At 46.7% G+C, this 22,331-nt stretch carries 15 protein-coding genes; 7 read left to right on the top strand and 8 right to left on the bottom strand.

Annotated features, from left to right (window positions below):
• Positions 1-23: 23 nt before the first annotated feature.
• Genes QEH59_RS04950 through QEH59_RS04965 form a run of 4 tightly spaced genes read left to right on the top strand, consistent with a single transcriptional unit; the run spans position 24 to position 6,652 of the window.
• On the top strand, positions 24-749 hold the full coding sequence (locus QEH59_RS04950) for a DUF547 domain-containing protein (protein ID WP_308984248.1): 726 nt from the start codon (positions 24-26) through the stop codon (positions 747-749).
• Between the two features lie 5 nt (positions 750-754).
• Positions 755-3,064: an NAD(P)-binding domain-containing protein gene (locus tag QEH59_RS04955; protein ID WP_308984249.1), complete on the top strand. Its 2,310-nt coding sequence runs from the start codon at positions 755-757 to the stop codon at positions 3,062-3,064.
• Positions 3,065-3,107: 43 nt separating this feature from the next.
• A complete protein-coding gene (locus tag QEH59_RS04960; RefSeq protein WP_308984250.1) occupies positions 3,108-4,586 on the top strand; it encodes a glycosyltransferase in 1,479 nt (492 codons plus the stop codon).
• A 5-nt stretch (positions 4,587-4,591) separates the two neighbouring features.
• Positions 4,592-6,652 carry a glycosyltransferase gene (locus tag QEH59_RS04965; RefSeq protein WP_308984251.1) on the top strand — a complete coding sequence of 687 codons (2,061 nt, stop codon included), beginning with the start codon at positions 4,592-4,594 and terminating at the stop codon, positions 6,650-6,652.
• A 145-nt stretch (positions 6,653-6,797) separates the two neighbouring features.
• Here QEH59_RS04965 and QEH59_RS04970 read toward each other — a convergent pair whose 3' ends face one another.
• Together QEH59_RS04970 and QEH59_RS04975 are read right to left on the bottom strand one after the other, a co-directional pair.
• Positions 6,798-7,901 carry a transporter substrate-binding domain-containing protein gene (locus tag QEH59_RS04970; protein WP_308984252.1) on the bottom strand — a complete coding sequence of 368 codons (1,104 nt, stop codon included), beginning with the start codon at positions 7,899-7,901 and terminating at the stop codon, positions 6,798-6,800.
• A 38-nt stretch (positions 7,902-7,939) separates the two neighbouring features.
• On the bottom strand, positions 7,940-8,980 hold the full coding sequence (locus tag QEH59_RS04975) for an alpha/beta fold hydrolase (protein WP_308984253.1): 1,041 nt from the start codon (positions 8,978-8,980) through the stop codon (positions 7,940-7,942).
• A 145-nt stretch (positions 8,981-9,125) separates the two neighbouring features.
• Here QEH59_RS04975 and QEH59_RS04980 point away from each other — a divergent pair, with 145 nt between their 5' ends.
• Positions 9,126-9,467 (top strand): zinc ribbon domain-containing protein YjdM, encoded by a 342-nt coding sequence (locus tag QEH59_RS04980; RefSeq protein WP_308984254.1) that lies wholly within the window; start codon positions 9,126-9,128, stop codon positions 9,465-9,467.
• A 30-nt stretch (positions 9,468-9,497) separates the two neighbouring features.
• Entirely contained in the window at positions 9,498-10,295 is a 798-nt protein-coding gene (locus QEH59_RS04985; RefSeq protein ID WP_308984255.1) for a nitrilase-related carbon-nitrogen hydrolase, read from the top strand.
• A 93-nt stretch (positions 10,296-10,388) separates the two neighbouring features.
• Here QEH59_RS04985 and QEH59_RS04990 read toward each other — a convergent pair whose 3' ends face one another.
• From QEH59_RS04990 to QEH59_RS05010, 5 genes are all read right to left on the bottom strand, one after another.
• A complete protein-coding gene (locus QEH59_RS04990) occupies positions 10,389-11,942 on the bottom strand; it encodes a sialate O-acetylesterase (RefSeq protein WP_308984256.1) in 1,554 nt (517 codons plus the stop codon).
• Positions 11,943-12,054: 112 nt separating this feature from the next.
• On the bottom strand, positions 12,055-13,737 hold the full coding sequence (locus QEH59_RS04995; RefSeq protein ID WP_308984257.1) for a glycosyl hydrolase family 28-related protein: 1,683 nt from the start codon (positions 13,735-13,737) through the stop codon (positions 12,055-12,057).
• Positions 13,738-13,741: 4 nt separating this feature from the next.
• Entirely contained in the window at positions 13,742-15,313 is a 1,572-nt protein-coding gene (locus QEH59_RS05000) for a sodium:solute symporter family transporter (protein WP_308984258.1), read from the bottom strand.
• A gap of 62 nt (positions 15,314-15,375) precedes the next feature.
• Positions 15,376-16,794: a sulfatase-like hydrolase/transferase gene (locus QEH59_RS05005; RefSeq protein WP_308984259.1), complete on the bottom strand. Its 1,419-nt coding sequence runs from the start codon at positions 16,792-16,794 to the stop codon at positions 15,376-15,378.
• A 73-nt stretch (positions 16,795-16,867) separates the two neighbouring features.
• Entirely contained in the window at positions 16,868-19,912 is a 3,045-nt protein-coding gene (locus tag QEH59_RS05010; RefSeq protein WP_308984260.1) for an FG-GAP repeat domain-containing protein, read from the bottom strand.
• Between the two features lie 390 nt (positions 19,913-20,302).
• On the opposite strand from QEH59_RS05010, the gene QEH59_RS05015 reads away from it, so the two are divergent.
• The gene (locus QEH59_RS05015; protein WP_308984261.1) at positions 20,303-21,322 is read left to right on the top strand and encodes a LacI family DNA-binding transcriptional regulator; all 1,020 of its coding nucleotides are present in this window, start codon (positions 20,303-20,305) and stop codon (positions 21,320-21,322) included.
• A 95-nt stretch (positions 21,323-21,417) separates the two neighbouring features.
• Here QEH59_RS05015 and QEH59_RS05020 read toward each other — a convergent pair whose 3' ends face one another.
• Positions 21,418-22,155, bottom strand: coding sequence for a PEP-CTERM sorting domain-containing protein (locus QEH59_RS05020; protein WP_308984262.1), 738 nt, complete (start codon positions 22,153-22,155; stop codon positions 21,418-21,420).
• Positions 22,156-22,331 lie beyond the last annotated feature (176 nt).

Here is a 22,331-nt window from a genome sequence, read left to right on the forward strand (position 1 = left end):
CATCGTTCAGGCCCTCATCCATCATGAAATTTTTCTCACTTGTTTGTGTCTTCTTGGCAGCGATGCATTTTTCCGATGCCAAGGTGGATTATACCAGTTATGCGGAGCTTCTTCACAAATATGTGCAAGCAGACGGTGTGAGTTATGATGTATGGGCGGGGCAGCATGCTGATGTTGCGGCGCTGAATGCGGTGCTCGCCGAGTGGGCTCAAATTTCAGTTGCGGAGCTGTCTGCAGATGAACAGAAAGCATTTTATATCAATTTGTATAACGCAGGGATGCTACAAGCCGTGCTGGAACGCTATCCCATCAAGTCTGTAAAGGACATTGGTCTAATACCATTCAGTATTTTTAAGAAAAATTATATTCAATTAATGGATCGTAGCCTGAGTCTGGATAATATAGAAAAGGGCATTTTGTTGAAGGATTTCCCTGATCCTCGCATTCACTTTGCGGTCAACTGTGCCAGCGTCAGTTGCCCGCCCTTGCGTGCAGAACCCTATCGGGCGAAACAATTGGATCAACAGCTGGAGGCGCAAACACGTTTATTTGCTGCCAGCGATCATGCGGCTCGTGTGAATGTGAGTAAGCAGCGCACAGCATATTCGGAGCTATTTAAATGGTACGCTTCTGATTTCGCAGTGACGAATCCAGCTTTATTTCTGAATCGTTACCGTTCGGAGCCATTGCCGATCGAGCATACGGTGATTTGGATCGACTATGACTGGTCACTTAATCAATCTCAGTAGACCGTATGCAAAACATAATCTCACGTTATACAAATTGGCTTCATACGCGGTGGCCTGCTGGGGGTGTTGAAAAAGGGCCAAATGTAAGTGAAGATGGCTCGACGCGCTTAAAGGGAGTTCGGGTCGTTGGAGATCTCACTGGCGTACCGCTACTCAAATTTTCAGCGGATACTGGGGCCAAGGCTGTTCTGGATCTGTTGAAAGACTCTGATTTTAAGCCAGGTGCAGGCAGTGATGCCAAGATTTACGATTTAGTGATCGTTGGGGCAGGTGTGTCAGGTCTTTCTGCCGCAATCGAAGCTAAAAAAGCAGGTCTGAATTATGTGCTATTCGAGGCTGATGAGAGCTTTTCGACGATAAAAAATTTCCCTCGTAAGAAGCCAATCTACACCTATCCCAGCGAGATGACGCCTGCGGGGGAATTGCGTTTCGAATCGAAGGTGAAGGAAGATTTGTTACTGGAGCTTGATGCGCAGAAAAAAGCACATGCGATCCAAACGACCCGCGCCAGAGTCGATCATATCGAGCGTGAGGGAGGTGTACTACAAGTGAAGCTGGCTCAGGGACAGCAGGTGCGTGCTCAGCGTGTAATCGTGGCAATCGGTCGCACAGGCAACTACCGTAAACTCAATGTACCTGGTGAGTCGTTGGATAAAGTTTCAAACCGCCTGCTTGATGCAGGCGAGTATGCCAAGCAACGAGTTATGGTTGTTGGTGGCGGGGATTCTGCATTGGAAGCAGCGATAGCTTTGGCAGAAGCTGATGCTGTAGTTACTTTAAGCTATCGTAAAAAAGAATTCTCACGTGCGAAACCTGATAATGTTGAACGCATTAAGGAACTCGCAGATCAGGCGCGATTGAAATTGCTGATGGAATCTCAACTGCAGGAGATTAATGAGGATCATGTCGTACTATGCCGTGAAGACAGTGAGGATTGTAAGATTGAGAATGACTACGTGTTTACCTTGATTGGTCGTGAGCCGCCACTGGATTTCTTTCGTAAGTCGAGTATTCCGGTGACGGGGGATTGGACGCCAAAGGTCTGGCTTGGTTTGATTGCGTTCATGCTACTGATGGCGTTTTTGTATCACCTTAAGGCATATAAAACTTTCCTTGGCATTCCAGGCACTAATCTGTGGCAGATTTTCGCAAGCAAGCAGTGGTTTCCTTTCAATATTCCAATCCTTGGCGGGGAAGGAGGTCTACTCCATACTTTTCTCAATGCCGCCCGCAATGATCCCGGTTTCACCTTTGCACTGATATACACCACTGTGATTGTAGTATTTGGCCTGCGGCGTATGCGACGTCGGAAGACGCCTTACGTTAAGCTTCAGACGCTAACCTTGATGGCCATACAAGTTATACCTTTATTTATACTGCCGTATTTGCTGTTTCCTTATTTATATCAGCATGGTGTATTCACTCATGGCGGTCTCGGTGAGTGGTTTGGGATGACTTTTTTATCAGATGGTCAAGGTGGGGATCCCAACCAGTTTTGGCGCTCTTTCGGCTTCATTCTGGCATGGCCATTATTCATTTATAATATATTTACTGAAGCGCCGATCTGGGGGTGGATCATTTTTGGTTTTGTTCAAAGCTTCGTGATCGTTCCGTTAATCGTTTGGCGCTGGGGTAAGGGGGCTTACTGTGGTTGGATTTGCTCCTGTGGTGCGATGGCTGAGACATTAGGTGACCAACACCGCCACAAAATGCCACATGGTCCAAAGTGGAATCGGCTCAATATGATCGGTCAGTGGATATTAGCGCTCGCCTTCGTTTTACTCATTTTGCGCATTATTGGCTGGATGACTCCGTGGGAAGGTTTTGACACCGCAATCGCTGGATTCATTGATAAGAATGAGCTGTTGAGTTATAAAGTCTTAATTGACCTCTGGTTGGCGGGGGCGATTGGTTATGGGCTTTACTTTCATCTATCTGGGCGGGTGTGGTGCCGTTTTGCCTGCCCATTGGCCGCGCTGATGCACATCTACGCGCGTTTTTCGCAGTTTCGTATTTTTGCGGAAAAAAAGAAATGTATTTCCTGTAACGTGTGCACCTCGGTTTGTCATCAGGGGATTGACATTATGAACTTTGCGAATAAGGGACTACCGATGGAAGACCCGGAGTGTGTGCGTTGCTCCGCTTGTGTGCAGTCCTGCCCAACTGGTGTATTGAGTTTTGGTCGCTTGAGTCGCTCGGGAGGAGTGGTCCTAGACAAGTTGTCTGCTTCACCCATTCGCATGCAAGAGTTACAAGACTTGACGCCAGTCGATCAGTTCTTATCGAACGCTCGCAAGCGCGGAGAAACATTCTAGTATAGCTTCGCGACGATACGTTCGCATACTTCATTTTATTTATATGAACCTTCTGAGTCTCCTTGTTTTTATCTTATACACATCCTGTAGCGTTCTACTGCTTTTTTATGGAATCAATACTTACTTAGTTCTCTATCTTTACCTGCGTAAGCGACAGGCGAATTTGGAGAGCGATATCAGCACCGAGGCACAGTTCTCCGATCATTTTCAAGGACGCGAGGACCTACCTGTCGTGACGACACAGATTCCGCTCTATAATGAGGTTAATGTCGCCGAACGTGTGATTCGTGCAGTGGCAGCGATGGACTATCCACTTGCCTGCCATGAGATTCAAGTGTTAGATGATTCTGATGATGAAACCTGTGCTTTGGTTGATCAGGTGGCTGCTGACTTGCGTGAACAGGGGCACTGGGTCGAAGTCTTTCGTCGTCAGGATCGCACCGGTTATAAGGCTGGCGCACTCGAGGCAGGGATGGCAGTCAGTCATGGCGAGTATATTGCGATCTTTGACAGTGATTTTATCCCTCCAGCTGATTTTCTACGTCGCACACTTGCTCATTTGTGGGCCGACGAAAAGTGTGGCCTAGTGCAGGCGCGCTGGGATCACGTGAATCAGGATCAATCCTGGCTGACACGTGTGCAAGCTATGGGGATTGACGGGCACTTCGTGATTGAGCAGACCGCACGCAATCGTAATGGACTGTTTATGAATTTCTGTGGCACTGCAGGTGTATGGCGTCGTGCGGCAATCAACGATTCCGGGGGCTGGCAGCATGACACCGTAACCGAGGATTTGGATCTTTCTTATCGTGCACAGATGCGCGGCTGGCGTTTTCATTATTTGCCCACGCTACTTGTGCCCGCAGAATTACCGCCCACATATAGCGCATTTAAGAGTCAACAATATCGTTGGGCAAAGGGGACGCTGCAAACTGCCCGCAAACTGTTGCCAACGGTCTGGCGTGCGCCCATGCCTTTTTTTAAAAAATTACAAGCGACGGTACATCTGACACGTTATGGATTGAATCTACAGATGGCTTTGATTGCGGTGCTGGTCTTGCCCTTGATACTTAGTCTAGGTGAGGGTGGGGTCTGGTTCTATCGTTCCGTGCTTTTTATCAGTTTGTTGATTCCTGCGGCGATTGGTCCCAGCTTGGGCTATATTGTTTGCCAATATAGTGAGCATCCAGATACGTGGAAACGACGCATTGCCTTTCTACCATTCCTCTTACTGGTAGGATTTGGCATTTGTTTATCCAATGGCAAAGCTGTATTAGCTGGAATGTTTGGGAATGATAGTACCTTCGTGCGCACGCCCAAGTCTGGTGAGAAGAGCCTGAAGGACTACTTGGTCAAGCGTGATTGGATGCCGCGCATTGAAATGATCTTTGCTGCTTATTGTGCCATTACCATTGGCGTGCTGGCTTACTTGGGGCTGTATGGCTTGATGCCATTTGTTGCGGTGTATACACTTGGATTTGGCGTTATCGGTTCAAAGGGCCTCGCCGAAGCACGAGTCTAGGCGGCATGCATGCCCGTAGTGCAGCCTGGTTGCTCAGCCTTATAATTGCAGGCGCAGCTGCTTGGGGCTATACGATCGTGACGTCTGAATTTGATGCGGCTGGTGCGCCGCGTGCACTATGTTTTGTAGTCATCGGAGCCGCGGGTGTATTGAGCATTTTTCTGTTCCCGCACTTAAAACAAGGCAGAACGCTACAGTTAGCGATTTGGTTGCCGGCGATTTCACTACGTATTTTGCTACTGCCTGCGGCACCTTCAGATGATGTCAGTCGCTATTTATGGGAGGGGCAACTCGTGAACGAAGGTATGAGCCCATATGCGCAAACTGCAGACTCGGAATCTGTACGTGCATATCGTGATGCCCAGTGGGCGCTGATGAATCACAAAGACCAGCCCACCGCCTATCCGCCGTTGTCGGAATTGAGCTTTGCTGTAGTCGCACAAGTAGCTTACCATTCGCTAGCGTTTAAGCTGTTGTTTGTTTTCGCGGACTTACTGACATTGGCAGCCGTGCTGCGCTTGTTACAATTACGTGGAATCGCGTTACAGTATTCTGGGTTTTATGCACTATCGCCAATTATATTGATCGCATATGCCGGTGAAGGGCACTTTGATGCGTTGATGGTGGCTGCCCTAGCTTGGGGTGTCTGGGCAGCCGCAGACGGACGTGAAAAGTTGTCATCGTTTTTGGTCGCCATGGCCACTGGTGTTAAGTGGATATCCTTGCCACTATTACCATTTGTGATATGGGGGAATGAGCAGAGTAAAGAGGGCGGCGTTTTCGCGATATGGACAGCGCTGAGGCAACGTAGCCCGCATCTATTTATCGCGCTGCTGACACTGATCTTTCCGGCTTTATATTTTTGGGAATCGTTGCCAGCTTTGTTTGAGGGACTATTTCGATTTGGAGGGACGCGAAGCTTTAACGGGCCGGTATATGATATTATGCTGCTTGGGCTGAATCTACCGCGTGCCGTTTGCTCCTCGCTGGTGATTGGCTTGCTAGCAGTCGTCTGTCTTTGGCGCTGGAGCCTGCGGGGGCGTTGCACTTTGGATGCCCATGTTCGCTGGATTTTGGGCGTATTGATCGTGCTCTCGCCGACTGTTCATTTTTGGTATCTTGGATGGGTCTTACCTTTCGTCTGTTTACGTCCTAGTTTACCATGGATTATTCTGTCGCTGACCAGTGGGCTATATTTTCTGGTTTGGTCTAACGAAATCTGGGGGTTGAGTGTTTGGCAACGCTGGGGACTGTGGTCCCCCTTCTTTTTGGCCTTGATCTATGAAATCTGGAGTACGCGGGGGCGGGTGATGTTTCCTATCAGGCGTACACTGGGTGAATCCGTGACAATTTCGATAATTATTCCTACTTTAAATATCGTGGATAAACTCGAAGGCGCATTGAGTTGTGTGGCGCAGCAGACCCTGCAGCCAATTGAGATCATTTGCGTTGATGCTGGTTCCAGCGATGGAACTGTAGCATTGGCGAAAGCGAATGCGCTTCCTGTAAGTGTAATCGAATCCGAGCAGGGGCGCGGGCAACAAATAGCTACGGGAATCGCGGCTGCCTCTGGCTCTTGGGTATGTATTCTGCACGCCGATGCACTGTTATCCCCTCAGGCATTAGAGTGCTTAGATCGAAGTGTATCTGTGGACCCTGAGGTTTGTGGGGGGGCCTTAGGGCAACGCTTTGCAGATAACCATGCAGAGTTATTGCCGATCGAAGTGCTGAATGATGGACGCGCATTGTTCTCACGCACTGCATTTGGTGACCAAGTGCAATTTTTTCACCGTATGACCGCATTGCGCCATCAACTCATGCCAGCACAACCATTGATGGAGGATGTTGAGTCCAGTTGGCGTTTGCGCGAGACTAGTGGTTTTGTATTTATGAATCAACCCTGTGAGGTTTGTCATCGCAGTTGGAACGCGTCTGAGTGGTTCACGCGTTTTCGTTTAGTCATGAGCCTTGTGTCACGTTACCGCTTTGCACGCTTGAGGAGCCGTGGCCAAGCAGAAGCGCTCAGCCATAGCCTCTACCGCGAATACTATAAGTGTGGTAAATGAGTCATTGCCGTCGTCAGCGATGATTTATTTCGCTTGAAGTTGATTTGTCTTAACGCTTACCACCACTCGTGTGGTATCAGAATTTCGATTGAGCAAGTCTACCGAGAGTTCACTTGATTACATTATTTTCCCGCGGTAGGGATCATCACTCTAGATAGCCTTGAATCAGAGAATCCCATTCGTCACTGTAAAGCACTTGTAGCAGTGCTCGATTCAGCGTTTCACGTAAGGGCATCTCGTTACGTAGCCCAAAAGCATAATACTGATCTTCGATTCTATTCGGCAAGACTTGTAGCGTTTCATTCGCTTGCAGTTTTAATTGATATTTAAGCATCGGAGCATCATGTACGACCGCATCAACGTTTCCTTTTGCTAAAGCAGTGACAGCACTACTAAGGGTCTCAAAATGACGGAACCTGATACCTTCGTTGTTTAAAAATACAGCTGCACTCGAGTCTCTTAATACAGCTACTTTTGCTCCGTGCAAATCATCCAAACTTTGAATTCGAGTTTGTAAGCTGCTAACAGTCAATGAAGATGCGATCGCGGCCGTAAATCCCGAAATAATAATGATCGCCGCAAACATCCAGATTAATCCGACAATACGGCCGCCTAGCGTTTTCGGTGACTTGTCCCCATAACCAACCGTCGTCATTGTGACTGCTGACCACCAGAATCCAGAGCCAATCCCTTCTGCTGTGGTGCCTCCAAACTCATCATTGTGGCGGTGCTCGAACCACCAAATGAGTAGTCCAAAGGCAAATAGCACACCAATCAATGCACCCGCGGCCGATAAAAACGGCAGTGAGAAGAAACGACGTGCAGTTTGTAGCCAGCCAGCAGGGGTCACTTCAGTAGCAATAGCGAGTCCTGAACGCATGAAGGGGTTCGTGAAGTCAAAGTTCGCTTCACGCTCTTGACTTACAGTTAGCGCCGCCACACCAAGGTCAACCTCTCCCTTAGTCAATGCATCAAGTAATTCCGACAAACTTAAAGGCTCTAGCGTGTATTGAATCCCCGCGGAGTCCGCCATTTTCTGCCAGAGTTCGATTGCGATGCCTTGCCATTGTCCGTTGTCCGACTGAAAGGCGAAGGGGGCCGCGTCGCGTATGCCAACTCGTATCGAGACGTCGTTATTTGCCTGCGCTTGAGTTATCATACTGCCTGCTAGAGTTAGTAGCCAAAGCAAGCTTGTTAGTAGTCGATTCCATTGCAGGCGGGCGATCATGAGTTTTACACTAAACTGCATTCAAAATGAGTCAATTTATACTTACCTACGGGAATTGATCAATGTGCAGCTGTTTGTTGTGAAGCTGGGGCAGCGCGCTCTTCACTATATGAATTATGAGTTTTTAGAAATTCTAGATAGGGTGGAAAGAAGCGAGCGAATGCTTCGATTTGTGGTAAATGTCCAAGACCTTCGAGTTCCACCAGTGTCGAGTCCGGGATTGCCGCGTGAGCCAATCGTCCAAGTTGCGGGTAATTGCCGAGTGTGGCACGTTTTTCCTCTGAAACTAAATTCTTACCCAGCGCAGTTGTATCCCGTTGACCAATAATTAATAGGGTAGGCACTGCAATTTGATCAAATTCATGGACGACCGGCTGCGTATAGATCATGTCATAGGTAAGTGCCTGGTTCCATGCCATGCGAGCATACTGAGGGCTTTGAATAAATAGCGTTAATAATTCAACCCAGGCGTCATATGCTGGCTTCCATTGGCCATCATAATAGGAATCCAGTTGGTAGGCTCGGATTTTTTCCGGCGTCTTATTCAATTCAGATTGATACCAAGCGTCGACTGATACGTAAGGAACTCCCTTAGCCTTCCAATCCTCCAGTCCGATCGGGTTCAGCAAGGTCAAACTTGTGGTCATTTCCGGATACATTAAAGCAAAACGCGAGGCAATCATCCCTCCCATAGAATGTCCGAGCACGTGCACCTTTTGGATCTGAAGCGACTCTAGTAACTGCCGAGTATTTTGCGCTAATTGCTGAAAGCTATACTGGTAATTTTCAGGTTTTGAAGACTTCCCGAATCCAATCTGATCTGGCATGACTACACGATAGCCCTCTTGTAGTAAAGCGCGGGCGGTTTCTTCGAAATAGGCGCCTGAAAAGTTTTTACCGTGTAGCAATAATACCGTTGCTAGCGCCTCGCCCCGGGGAGCGACATCCATATAACTCATTTCGAGGCTTTGTTGCTGACTCTCGACTAGGTAGTTGTTTACAGTGAAGGGGTAATCAAAGCTCTCTAAGCGTATATTGGCTTCAGCTATGGTGAAGATGGAAAGCAAGATGGGCAGTATGTATGCGCTGGTTCGTTTCATAGGAGTATGGCTAACTATTTTTTATAGCAGAGCAAATGAACTGTGGAGAAAAATGGAGTGTCTGTTCACATCACAGGTGTGATGTGGTGATTTTCAGCACATTTCGATGCTTGCCTCATTATGCATCTTTGCTTCAGGTAATGTAATGTCTGAATTACCAAACTGTCCCAAGTGCGACTCTGAATATACCTATGAAGATGGTAGTTTAATCGTATGCCCTGACTGCGGGCATGAGTTTACGCTGGAATCTTTGGAGGAATCGTCAAAGGACACTGTTGAATATCGTGATGCCTTTGGTACACCGCTTACAGACGGAGACACCGTCACCGTGATTAAAGACCTTAAGGTTGGGGGCACTTCGTCGACACTTAAGATTGGAACCAAGGTGAAGAATATCCGGCTGGTTGGTGGGGATCATGATATTGATTGTAAGATCAAAGGTTTTGGAGGAATGAAATTGAAATCTGAATTTGTTAAGAAGGCCTAGAGAGGCTGCTATAGAAACTTAGGGAATCGTATGAAACTCGCACTTGCTCAGTTCGAAGTCGCCCGTGCTAATCCAGCAGAGAATCTCGTACGAATCGGAGAGCGAGCAACAACAGCATCAGCCGCTGGTGTCGATTTACTGTGTTTGCCAGAAATGTGCACCACAGGCTTTGATTGGTCTTATAATCGGGAGCATTTGGCAGCGGCGTCTAAAATTATTGATGCGGTGGCAACTATTGCCCGTTCCCACTCACTGGCAATATGTGGTTCCTTTTTAGAGCAAACAGAGAGCGGGAATGCAGCCAATTGTTTTTGTTATTTCGATGCAAATGGTGTGCTGTTAGCGAGTTATCGCAAGTTACATTTGTTTACTTTATTTCGCGAAGAACAGCATGTCGAAGCGGGCAATGAGTGCATCACCGTAGCTACCGATTTTGGGACGATTGCAGCAGCAATCTGTTATGATTTACGCTTCCCTGAGTTGTTCCGGCGTAATACTGCATCGGGTGCGTTTATGCACATCTTACCCGCTGCATTTCCACATCCACGCTTGGATCATTGGCGTACATTGGTAAGGGCACGTGCTATTGAAAACCAAACATACTTCGTTGCTGTCAATCAATGCGGACTTGAAGGTCATCATGGTAGCGTGGATAAAACTCAATACTTTGGTCACTCGATGGTCGTGGATCCATGGGGTGAGATCGTGCTGGAGGCCGATGAAAACGAATCTCTTCTTGATATTGAGATTGATCCCAGATCGGTGGATCAAGTTCGTTCGAAACTGAGCGCGTGGGACGATCGAAGAGAAGACTTATTCCGCATTTAAGCTGTACGTCTGAATTCAAACAGCGGTCTGTGTTGAGTCCAATACGGCGATAGGCATCGCATTAAATTGTCAAGTAATTGATGCTTCGATTACTTAAGGCGTCTTTGTATGCGCTGTGATTCCCGGCCAATCATCACTCCTAAATGGTGTTAGCGGCAATCCGGCTCTGTCATAGACATTGACGATTGGATTGTCTGCCCATCCGTAACGGACAGCAACAGGATTCGGCACTTCGTCACTCCAAACCTGTATTTTATTGCTTCCAATTTGCTTTGCTTCGGCCCAAACAAATTTACGGTTTACACCTGCAATGGTAAATCCAAGTGGTTGTTTTACATCAAATGTATACAGACTCCCATCGACATGTTCGAAGGTAATTAAAGCCTGTCCGTCTTTAAATTCGACTGATTGCATTTGAGGACTTTGATAAGCGAGATTATAGTTATAATCTCTTGCAAGTGCGATACGTGCTAAGCGTTCGCTGACTGTATGCTTGTCGCGGGGGTGAATATCACGGCCTTCGCCAGCATCTATGATGATGGCTTGAGCGACATTATCGAGTCTTTCCAAGGTTAAACTTTGAGCTTCACGTAGTTCTGCCCATTCGCTTTGCACGGGAACGCTTTTTTCATCGCGGTAATCAGCTAACTGCACCCAATAAAATGGAAAATCGCCTAGGCCCCAACGTTGACGTATTGTTTGTATGAGTAAGGGAAACAGTTCGCGATACTGATACGCACGCTTAGTATTGGCCTCTCCTTGATACCATATCATGCCTCTAATACCGTAGCCCAGTATTGGATGAACCATGGCATTATATAGATTAGCTGGGCGTTTCTGACCATTTCTATCATCGCGGGGAATTCTAGGCTTCGCCCCTTGGCGACCGCCGGCCTCCCAAGCCGCGATTTTCGTCTGAGCTGCAGCGACATCTGCATCGTAATCTTCTTGTGAATAAGCGGCCATCTTCCGGTCCCACCAGTTCATGAGTGGACTGAACATCGAATCTGCGTCAAGAGTTTCCCTCGGTAGCCATGCTTCGACAGTAGAGCCACCCCATGAATTATCGATCAACCCAATGGGAACATTTAATGTTTGATGGAGGCGTCGCCCAAAATAATAGCCAACTGCTGAAAAATCCTCTAAACTTTGATCAGTGCTTAGCTTCCATTCTCCCTTGAAATCGTTCAATGGTCTCTCTGCGCTTTGCTGTCCAATTGTGAGTATTCGTATATTAGGTGAGTGAGTCACCAAACGCTCTAAATCCCAATCGTAACTTCTTTTAGCTCCGAGGGCCATATTGGATTGACCAGAACAAATCCAGACTTCTCCACTTAGAACATTTTCAAAACGTTTGACTATTTCATTCGCTTGTATGGCCAGAGTATAGGGACCACCAGCAGGAATCGGATCCAGGTCGATTCGCCATTTACCTTCAGAATTTGCTGTGGTGGACTTTGTTTGTCCGTCAATTTCCACTGAAACACTATAGCCAGCAATCGTAGATCCCCAAATGGGGACAGGTGCTTCACGTTGTAACACCATGTTATCACTGAAGATAGCAGGCAGCCAAAGTTCGGCTTGAAGTGGTGTTAACAACAGAAACCCAATAAAACTGGATAAGATAGTTCGTGTTAGATGCTGCATGATGATTGAATACAAATTTGTGGTTACTTCTTATATTTTATGCCTTCACGCTTTTAGCGACAGTCAGCACCTTGCGTCTCTAATGTAGGTAGAATTGCTTGAAATAAATAAGTCAATTTTTGCCTCCGATACGGCTGATTTCATACCAGCCATCGTCATTTTTAATGAGTGTAAGCCGGTCTGTAGCTGACCGCATTCTAAATGATTCGCTTAGATAGATATTTCTTCCAGATGTAATTGAGAAAGTGGCCGCATTCGGAGTTTTCTTTAGCACTAATAACTGGTTTTCAGAACCACCGGTGATTTCCCGCAATGCGTTGCCACCACGTTCATTGTCAATAGCAACAACTGCAGAATCGACTGAGATATGACCATCATTCAATATAACCTGTTGAGTTGCTCCCAGGCTGGACGCGACGTCTTTCTTTTGCATGTTGGTATCGGTGGAATCAACAATGAACTTTCCATCGGATTCAAATCGGGCAATTTCCTTACTATCAAAAGTTAGGCGTAGTTGTTCACGCTTGTCAGAGTTAAAACGGAAATTCCAACCAGTGAACGCACTGTTATTTTTATCTGACAATTGGAAGATGGCTTCTTTGTTTGAGTTCGCATATAGTCGTGCAATAGCACCATTTGATTGCACTGAAATGTCTCCATAGTGTCCTTGTACCACGAATAATTTCCCATTCGTCATCGATCGACCGAGTTCATCCAGCCCCTTTGAGTGCATACGACAACTGTAAAACGATACATCACGAGTGTCTTCAGTTCCAGTGATTCGATTGTCAGACTCTCCATATTCAATGCCACCCCAATTACTTTTTGGTAACTCAAAAATGGTACCATAAAAAACCACATTGGATGCAGCTTTTAAAGTCACAGCATTCGCGCTGTAAGTTCTGACACTACCACCAAAGAAATAGTGTCCGTTGATGTCCGCATTTTTGGCATTCGTGTGCCCATCGATTAGAATTGCCGTCGTTCCAAACTGCTCAGAAGAGCGAAAGTGATGATCGTTAGCAAAAAAATTGCATCCATAGAACTGCGTTCCACTCAGGCCATATGTGATACGATCTCCCGGAGCATCATCACCTAATAAGGCTACTCCAACGTCGCCCATGAAACTACAATTCCAAAACGTAACATAATCAGGATTGCCTCCGATTCCACGTGTACTGATGAGTAAGCCTGCTTTCTTGTAGAAGCCATAGACACAAACATCCCGAACTGTGCTGAAACCAGCATCATCGATTAATAGCCCGACGTCATAATCGGCACGATTATCATCCTCAGGTTTGGTGACCCGGCCATTGGATCCAATGACGTTAACGTCTAAGGCGATGGCCAAGCCTTCGATGTGAAAGGGATGTTTTGTCGCTGTAGCCAATGCGTAGCGCACTTCGTTAAATCGGTCGCTACGATTCTCCAGAATCGTACTCTGGGCACCTTTGCCTGTGAATAATAGAGTGGTGCCTGGTAATTGATCCTTAAGGCCCTGACGCAGGTAACGTTTGTCATCCTCAATCATTGGAAAGGTGCCTAGGCGCGGAGAACCTTCACCGCGGATATGAGCACCGGCAGGCAATTGAATGCCGTCTGATAACACATAGGTTCCTGCGGGGAAAAATATATTGGACGATGCCTCCAAGGCCGCGCGTATGGCGATTGTATCGTCAGTCAATCCATCCCCCATGGCTCCGAAATCACGTACATTTACTGTTGGTGCCGCAAATAGATTTGAGAATGAAGCTGCAATGAATGCTAGCGCGGGAATTAGTATTTTTATTAGCATGTTATTAAACCAGCGGTTTGTCATCCTGATCCCATACGGTTAAATTCTTGAGATCTTGTTTCGGGCGTAGGAAATATCCGATTACGAGAGCAAGTAGTAACGTGATCGTATTGCCGCAAAGGGCGGCATAATAAATGTCGATTTTTAAGGTATAGTCCACTGGAATGATTCCGCGAGTCGACAGTAGCAGATAGCCAGTAAACGCAGCATTCCCAGCTATGGCGATCCAAATGGCCCGCGCATCTGCTAGTCTTGAAAAGATTCCGACCAAATAGACTGCTAATAAACCGCCGCCAAAGACGGAAATTAAAATTAAACCGATGTCATTAAAGGTTTTATTGTCAGCGACATAGAACCAATAGGCACCAATAATCATGAACAAGGAGATGACGCCGGCAGCGATAAAGCCGACTCTTAAATAATGTTGATCGGATTGCTGTTTAGCGATGTAGGGCTGATAGATGTCGTTAACCCACACCATACTAGCCGAATTAATACTGGAACTAAGCGAAGACATTGCTGCGGCCAGAGCTCCAGAAATCAGTACGCCGGCGATGCCAGCTGGTATGTATTCTACAATGTAGTAGGGAATAATTTCTTCCGCTTTTCTAGTCCCATTAAGAATTTCAGTGGCAATAGGATCCGGCATTTTTTGAAAGAATGCCCATAAGATAGCACCAACAAATTTAAAACTATACCAAATCGGAACTGCAATGATGCCCAATATTAAAATTGCTTTTCTTGCCTCCTTGGCAGATTTAGCTGAGCACCAGCGTTGCACATTAGTTTGGTCGAATTGGTTTGTGAGGAATTGAACGATGCCAATAATAAACAGCATGGTCATGGTTCTTTCCGAGAGAGAGAAACCTTTTGCAAGTGGTTCAATCGCTCCCGTATCCGTGTTCAGGTCTGCCGAGAAAGACAGTTTATGTCCAGCTTGAGCAGTTTCGAGTAAGCTCAAAAAACCACCTTCAGTGGAATACGCTGCAATCGCCACGATAATAAATGCACCGCTGATAAGTACGATTGTCTGAAACACATCTGTCCAAATAACAGCGCCGAAACCACCAGCTCCAGTATACAGTGCAGTGACCCCTCCGGCGACAATCATACAAAGTACATAGTCAAGGCCTGTGACAGACTGGATGACTAATGAGATTAGGAAAAGAATACTCGCCACACGAATCAGTTGTAATAAGAAAAAAAGCGTAGCAGCATAGCAAGAAACTGAAGCACTATAGCGTAGTTTTAAATATTCATAGGCTGATGAGATGGTACCTTTGCGGAAGAAGGGAAGAAATAGATAGGCTGAAACAATGACAACCAGGGGCATCGCTAGTCCTGGCACAAGTCGAATCATTGTGGTTTTGAATGTGTCTGCGGGGTGCCCTATAAAAGTCACTGAACTCATCGTGGTACCAACTAGGCTGAGTGCGATTGCCCATCCAGGGAACGAACGTCCTCCGAGGAAATACTCTTCAGTGTCAGTGTTCTTACGTGAGCAATAAATACCAATGCCAATCGTGGTTGCAAAGTAGGCGGCAATGACTAGGTAGTCGAGTATATGTAAATTCATTGTATTTTACGGCGTTGAATTCGCCAGTTATTTTAAGGCAACCAGAGTGGGCAGTCGGTTGTTTATTCTTCAATATAGTTTTCACCTCCACGACGTTGTGTCCCCTTGTCGCCGGTAGTGATATCGCCTAGTTGCTGACGGTAGTGATTCGCAATTTTTGTAAGGTCGCGATATATGCCCGGGTATTGCTCAATCACATTGTTCAGTTCATTTGGATCTTTCGACAGATCAAATAGCTGATCTTCCATCGCGACTCTATTGTACACTCCGGGCGCACCTCGATTATCGGGTTCCTTTTCCGGTGGGTTCATACTGAAGTAGGTCTGCTTCGGCATGAGTTTCCAATCACCTAAGCGTAGCCCTCTCAATTGCGATCGATAATAAAATACCAGCGGACGTCGTTCCAAATCAAAGTTCTCTTTTCCATAGAAAGTATCTAATATACTCCAGCCATCAATTTTGTGCGGGATCTCTTTTATATCATAATCGACGATATCCGCAATTGTTGGTAAGATATCCAAGTTGATCACGGGTTGTTCGAAACTGGTATTCGCTTGAATGTGCTTAGGCCATTTGACGATCAACGGCACTTTGATACCGCCTTCCCAGCAGGTCGCCTTTCCTTCGCGTAGCCCACCAGATGAACCGCCATGGGTACCATACATACGCCATGGGCCATTATCGGAACTGAAAATAACAATGGTATTATCCTCCAACCCGGATTCCTTTAAATGAGCGATTACTTGACCTACGGACTCATCAATCGCAAGCAAGGTGTCTGCATAGAGACCTTTTTCTGTTTTGCCGAGATAACGTTGATCGGGTAAGAGTGGCGTATGCGGTGCGGGATATGGCAAATATAAAAAGAAGGGCGCTTTTTTATTCTCACTAACAAAATCAATCGCCTCTTGCGTGAGTGCATCGATCATTTTTCTTTGGTCATTTTCAACAATGTTATGGTTGATGATCGTATCGTTTTGAATAAGGCGCAGTGGAGGGAATTCTCGGGTTGGATGCTCAGGCCACATGTCGTGGGAATAAGGAAGTCCATAAAAGTAATCAAAGCCTTGTGCCTGCGGATGAAAATGTGGATGGTCGCCTAGATGCCACTTGCCGATGCATGCACTGGTATAGCCGCGGGTCTTTAACAGCTCGGCGATGGTGATTTCGCCCAGGCTTAGTCCTCTATGTTTTTCCTCATTTAGGTCTGGATTGTAGACGGATTGAGCGCGATTTCTGCGATGGTAGGTTCCAGTTAAAAAGCCAGCTCTCGCAGCTGAGCAGGCGGGAGCATTCACATAAAAGTTTGTATAACGAATGCCATCGCGGGCTAATTGATCGATATTCGGAGTTTCGTTTTCGCTCCCGTAAGATCCGAGATCTCCGTAACCTAAGTCATCGGTTAATAGGAATACAATATTGGGTGTTTCAGCTGTGCATACGGACAGCACACTGAATAATAGAAAGAAATACAATTTCATGGTTTTATGAAGTTTATTTTGGTCGGAGAGTGATTTGATCTTGTATTGGAGTCCGAAGGCTAAGTGCTATGAACTATTTAGTTTTCACTTCAACTTTACTGGCTTGAACCTGCGGCACTTGCTGGTCGATATATTTCCGATTAAAGTAATGCGTAGCACCAGTTTCTGTCGTGATAAATAGATCGAGCTTCCCATCGCCGTCCCAATCAAGAACGTCGTGTGTATTGTTGTGTGCTTCTAAATGTTCCTGCAGGAGATTTCCGCGGTCACGAAACTCCGGGTGCGTATCATCGCTCACATTCTCCAGCAGGCGACTATTTAGATTGTTCCAGATTAGATCGTGATCTCCATCACCATCCCAATCCACTAAGCTAGTGCTCGTGCGTCCGAAGTAAAAGAAGTTTAACTTTGATTTGAAGTAGTTTTCTTCTGGACTGGCTTGAGCCAGGTAAACGATATGGCGATAGGGCGCATCAATTTTAAATATTTGTTCACCCGGTAATACCCGCAGCGTTCCGGCATGACTTACCTGACCTCGATACAATGCAAGATGATTGGTGTGGTCGAGTGTGATGTAGTCGAGCTGTCCATCACCATCCCAGTCTATAATCTCCGGTTGACTGCGGTGTGCAGTCACCAATTCATGCCCCTCAAGGTCATAATTTAACCAATCGGGGAATTGAGGAGTCTTGTCGCCCCAATCCACTTCCAGAAATTCCCAGCGCGTTAACTTGGGTCGACCCTTTTGACCGATATTTTTAAAGTAACGATGTCGCCCATCAATTCCGCTAACGATTAGATCCTTGAGCCCATCGCCATTCCAATCAACAACTTTAGGTTGAGTATAAGCCCAGTCATTTTCCTGCGGACCCTGATGTGAGCCGTAGGGGCCAGCGCGCAAGGAAATAATTGCATTGTCAGCCATCATTCTTTCGGATTCTAGCCAAATGGGCTCTGCTTGACTGCCAACATTCTCGAAATACTCAATATGTTCATGTGCGGCGCCGATGATGAGGTCGAGATCTCCATCGTCATCCCAATCGGTAAAAACGGGAACCGCGAGGGCTCCTGGGTCCAAGTAGGATCGCTCCTCTTGCTGTAGAAAGGTGGTGGGACGCCACAGCGGAGTTTGGAGACTGTCGAAGCTGATGTTCTCATTGTAGCCAATCATTGCCCGGTCATTGGACCAAAGCATGTCAAGGTCGCCATCATTGTCATAGTCGACAAAGGTCGGAGCAAAGAATACTCCAGGAATATCGATTTCGTGACCGTCGTAGAGTTTGACTTCTACCGGGGGCGCGAAGTTATTGCTGCCGTCATTGATTTCTACAGTCGGAATCGTGAGGCGCTGAATGTTGCCACCACGTCCATTGCGATAGGGCATTTCCTTTACCTCTCTTTTTACCTCGCTGATAATGTCCCAGTCACCGTCGTTCTCCCAGTCAACAAATGCTAGAATTGATTCACTTTGATGTTCTAGGATGGCAATTGGAGTGGGGTTGAGTATCAGTTGCTTGTCATTCTGCATTTCAAATCTGTAAACTTCATTACCGAGTACTAATTCGAGGTTACCATCGTGATCCCAGTCGATCAGATGCGGTTCTTTGCTTCGAAGTTCTTTGGATAGGTGGATTTGATGGTGTGCTGTAATCACAGGTCGTCCCGCCTGCATTTCGAATTCACTCCATTGCGCACCGGTTGAGTTGATTAGCAACAGATCGGGCGCGCCGTTGCGATTTAGGTCTCCGAGCATGGCGCGATTGGTCCGTTTCAGCTCTACATAAGGAGGGTAATGGCGGATGATTAATTGAGGGGCGGCGTAGATGTTGGGCTTTTCGGGGCCTAAATTCTCGTAGTAGTAATGGCCGGAGCGAAATTCATCATTGGTTTCACGTAAATCTCCGTATTGAAACCAAAGATCCAGGTCGCCGTCACCATCTGCATCCCATGCTTGTAAATGACCACGTAGCGTACCACTGAGCAAGTGTATTTCATCTTTCTTTCCAAGCATAAGTCGATCGCCATTGCCAATCATTGGGATCGACTTTGGGGAAGATTCCCAGTCCGCCGCATTCAAATCGTAATAAAGTGCATAATTCGCCGATGCGTTCGCTGAATGACTCCAGCGTAACGTGCCAGTGTTCGTCCAATAGAAAGAATCATCGATTCTGAATGGATGATGGGTCTCAGGAGTTTCCAGGTTAATGAGTCGAAAAGAACGAATCGCCGCGCGCTTTTGTGCACTCGAGAGCGTTAACCATTCATCGTTCAGTGTAATTTTTGCTTTAATTGGTGACGTGCCCTTTTGCGATCCGAGGTCTTGCAGCTGGAATCTTAGGCGTCGATTATGAGTCTCGAGCTGCCAAGGCTGCTGAGGCAGTGGATGTGATACAACTTTAGTGGGAGGGATGACTGTCGTCACGTCTGCATCAACTTGATTATCGATGATTAGATCGTCAACCCAACCATCGAAGTGGCCGATATCGCCATAAGGTCCACGTAGGATTTGTTTCGTATTCGTACCTACAAATAAATCGCCTAAGAAACTGGATGGTACAGTTGGCACCATGCCATCTGCAGGTTCACTCTGAATTGCCTGATCGAGCTGTAAGGAGACTTTACCATCGTGCTTCCAGCGCAGAATGAGCGTATACCATCTGTTTTCTTCAAGAATGAACGGTAAACGCAGCTTCTTTGCCCCTGAGGTGTTTGCGGCTATGGCAAAGACAACTGCAGGTGTATCATCCTTGGATAAATCAATATAGGCATTTATCCAAGGGCCAGAACGCAGGCGAGTTCCGAATAAATGCTGCGCTTTTTGACTATAGTTTGGGGCTGTTTCTGTGCCGTTGAAGTTTGGTTTAAATCGTAAATGCAAGGTTCCCTCGGAAGGTTCGATATTGTCCTTCGCGTCATAACGTAGGAAATGATTGGGCCGTACTCGCAATGCCTGAGCATCACTTTGTTTCAGGTCATCGTGTATGACCGGCGTAGCATTTCCCCGGGCGATACTTGCGGTGAATCCATCATTGAAGTCACTGTAGAATATAACCTCTGCAACTAAATTCGATGCGAGGAAGATTGTTGTTATCAGGCAAAGTAAACGAGAGATGGTCATCGTGTGTATTGGGGAAGGGTGGCTTGTTAAGCATGAACGTTGCCACATTGTTATATGAGCGGAAGCCTATGAATGGCGAAAAGCTGAGTTTATGTTACAAGTGAATGAGATCTTATCGCAAATCAAGTAATTAAAATGTAATTACGCAAAAAAAAAAGACCAAGAACCAGCTCCTGTGGTGTTTTTTTTTGCAGAGCTTGCACCTGATAAATCATGTCTACTCTACCAATGTCGATTATGTGTGTTGAAGGCGGCTCATCGTCAGGTCTGGCAAGTCGTGAGAAGCTATGCTTTTTCTCTTCTTTTGTCGTTTGTGAGATCAGAGCGCACTTTTGAATTATACTGCTTAATTGCGCTTTACTGGCACCATAGAGTTTGTTTAATGGCGCTATGGCTAAGCTAAATCTTGACGTAATTGCAAAAAAAGCGGGCGTATCGATCGCCACGGTGTCACGTGCGCTCAATGGACTCCCCGGCGTATCAGAGAGTCGCGTCGCTCAAATCCAACAAATTGTCGATGAGATGGGTGAACGGCCGAAACTTCGCGGGCGCAATCAAGTTAAGGTGAAGACCGCAGTTAGCTTGGGGGTGTATTATAATACGGTTGCCATCATTGTTGCGGGAGATGGTTTTCTACATGCTTCAGAAGTGTTTCTGAAGCAAGTACATCCAATTTGCCAGCGATTCGCGGAGGAAGGGATCGCTGTTTTAATTTCGACCGATGGGATGTCGGTTCAAAAATTACCGCAGAGCATACGAGATCGTGAAATCGACGGAGTGTTTTATTTCGGAAATGTCAGCGCGGAAGTATGCGGACACTTATCCGGGGTGACGAGCCTTTGGATGACATCGCGGCGTGAACATGGTAAACCTTTTCTGTTGGCGGGAAATCGGCGCGCAGGCGTTATCTCTGCAGAATACCTAGCCGAACATAGTTATAAGAAGGTTTTTATCATCAACCCAGATCGAGAAGCTGATGCTCTGGTGGCTCGCGGTGGTGCCTGCGAAGCGCGAGCACGTGAATTGGAATTAGAGGTTGGTATTCATTCGAGCTCGCGACTTGCCCCGGACTCGGGGAGGGAGGCATGGGCGCACCTATGGGATGAGATTGTGGCTGACGTATTGGCTGCTGATGCGCTATTCATCCCGGCAGACTGGTTGACTGCGAGCCTGTATCCGTTTCTAATTGCCAACGGATTTTTTGATCGTCCGAATGTCACAGTCATTTCATGCGGCGGCTACACGAGCTATTTACGGGGACTGCATCCAGCACCAGTGACGGTTGATTTTGGTTATGATGTGGTGGGACGCGTTGCCGCGGATCAATTGCTGTGGAAGATTCGAAATCCACAGATTTCGCGCGAGATTTCAGTCGTTATTAACCCGGTAATTATTTCGTCCGATGGCTAACGCCCTGGCATTTAAGTTAGCATATATAAAAAAACAGCTCCCTTACGGAGCTGCTGTAGAGTGTGGAATTATTAAACGCGCTAGGGCGCATCGCATCAATTGCGGCGACGGCGTGTTGCGGCTATTGCGACCGTACCCAACGCTACGAGCCCGAGCATGAATTGCGAAGGTTCCGGTATGGTGCTGATTGTCAGTTTGGGAACATTGACCGCTGCGCCCGCACCGATCCGATACTGAGCGGTGTGGTCAGTGAAGTCGATATCCTCATTTTCCAGGAAGAAGATTAGGGTCGTGAAGGTATCGCCATTATCATTGTCATAATCATTGCGAACAAAATCGGTGATATCGATGTCAAATACCGTTTCAGAACCTGCCTCAACGCCAGCAGCGGTGACACCGGTAAAGAAACCATTGACATAACCTTCATTAAAATCAGCTGCGGTTGGGTTGGATATTGAGGTGATGCTGAGATCCTGCCCCACCCAAAGGTCACTATCGGGCTCCGAGGTGTATTGAGTGACACCAATCGTCAAAATTACTGATTGAATATCGCTGGAAGAACTCAGCCCCGCTTCATCCAGTATGCTCAAGTCCCATTTCATCATGGCACGACGCACTTCGCCATCATCGTTATTCGCATACCCTACACCTAAATATTCCGTTGTCACACTGGATCCTAATGTGCTTTCAAATACATCATCATTCAAGGCATCCTTGCCGGTGCCATAACGGTGCGTACCCGTGCCACCATCCATGTTAATTATATAGGTCTCAGCGCTAGTAATTGCGGCTGCGCCCGTTAGCAGGAGTGCGGTGATTAGTGTTTGTTTCATTTATTTTTCGTTTTTAGGTGGTTATTTAGTGCCAGTTTAAATTGTTACTTTATAATGATCCCCGGATTTGTAATTATCAAGTAATTGTGTTGGCTATTTACGTAATTACATTGTTGGCGAAAGCATTGAAGTCATTTAGCGTGCAATTACAGTCTCGTGTTAGAAGGGCCATTTTT

It is taken from the genome of Thalassobacterium sedimentorum (assembly GCF_031127905.1).
GTDB lineage: Bacteria > Verrucomicrobiota > Verrucomicrobiia > Opitutales > Coraliomargaritaceae > Thalassobacterium > Thalassobacterium sedimentorum.

Excerpts from the sequence above, each read along its gene's own strand:
- QEH59_RS04950 (WP_308984248.1), top strand. The coding sequence starts at position 24 with ATGAAATTTTTCTCACTTGTTTGTGTCTTCTTGGCAGCGATGCATTTT.
- QEH59_RS04955 (WP_308984249.1), top strand. The coding sequence starts at position 755 with ATGCAAAACATAATCTCACGTTATACAAATTGGCTTCATACGCGGTGG.
- QEH59_RS04960 (WP_308984250.1), top strand. The coding sequence starts at position 3,108 with ATGAACCTTCTGAGTCTCCTTGTTTTTATCTTATACACATCCTGTAGC.
- QEH59_RS04965 (WP_308984251.1), top strand. The coding sequence starts at position 4,592 with ATGCATGCCCGTAGTGCAGCCTGGTTGCTCAGCCTTATAATTGCAGGC.
- QEH59_RS04970 (WP_308984252.1), bottom strand. The coding sequence starts at position 7,901 with ATGCAGTTTAGTGTAAAACTCATGATCGCCCGCCTGCAATGGAATCGA.
- QEH59_RS04975 (WP_308984253.1), bottom strand. The coding sequence starts at position 8,980 with ATGAAACGAACCAGCGCATACATACTGCCCATCTTGCTTTCCATCTTC.
- QEH59_RS04980 (WP_308984254.1), top strand. The coding sequence starts at position 9,126 with ATGTCTGAATTACCAAACTGTCCCAAGTGCGACTCTGAATATACCTAT.
- QEH59_RS04985 (WP_308984255.1), top strand. The coding sequence starts at position 9,498 with ATGAAACTCGCACTTGCTCAGTTCGAAGTCGCCCGTGCTAATCCAGCA.
- QEH59_RS04990 (WP_308984256.1), bottom strand. The coding sequence starts at position 11,942 with ATGCAGCATCTAACACGAACTATCTTATCCAGTTTTATTGGGTTTCTG.
- QEH59_RS04995 (WP_308984257.1), bottom strand. The coding sequence starts at position 13,737 with ATGCTAATAAAAATACTAATTCCCGCGCTAGCATTCATTGCAGCTTCA.
- QEH59_RS05000 (WP_308984258.1), bottom strand. The coding sequence starts at position 15,313 with ATGAATTTACATATACTCGACTACCTAGTCATTGCCGCCTACTTTGCA.
- QEH59_RS05005 (WP_308984259.1), bottom strand. The coding sequence starts at position 16,794 with ATGAAATTGTATTTCTTTCTATTATTCAGTGTGCTGTCCGTATGCACA.
- QEH59_RS05010 (WP_308984260.1), bottom strand. The coding sequence starts at position 19,912 with ATGACCATCTCTCGTTTACTTTGCCTGATAACAACAATCTTCCTCGCA.
- QEH59_RS05015 (WP_308984261.1), top strand. The coding sequence starts at position 20,303 with ATGGCTAAGCTAAATCTTGACGTAATTGCAAAAAAAGCGGGCGTATCG.
- QEH59_RS05020 (WP_308984262.1), bottom strand. The coding sequence starts at position 22,155 with ATGAAACAAACACTAATCACCGCACTCCTGCTAACGGGCGCAGCCGCA.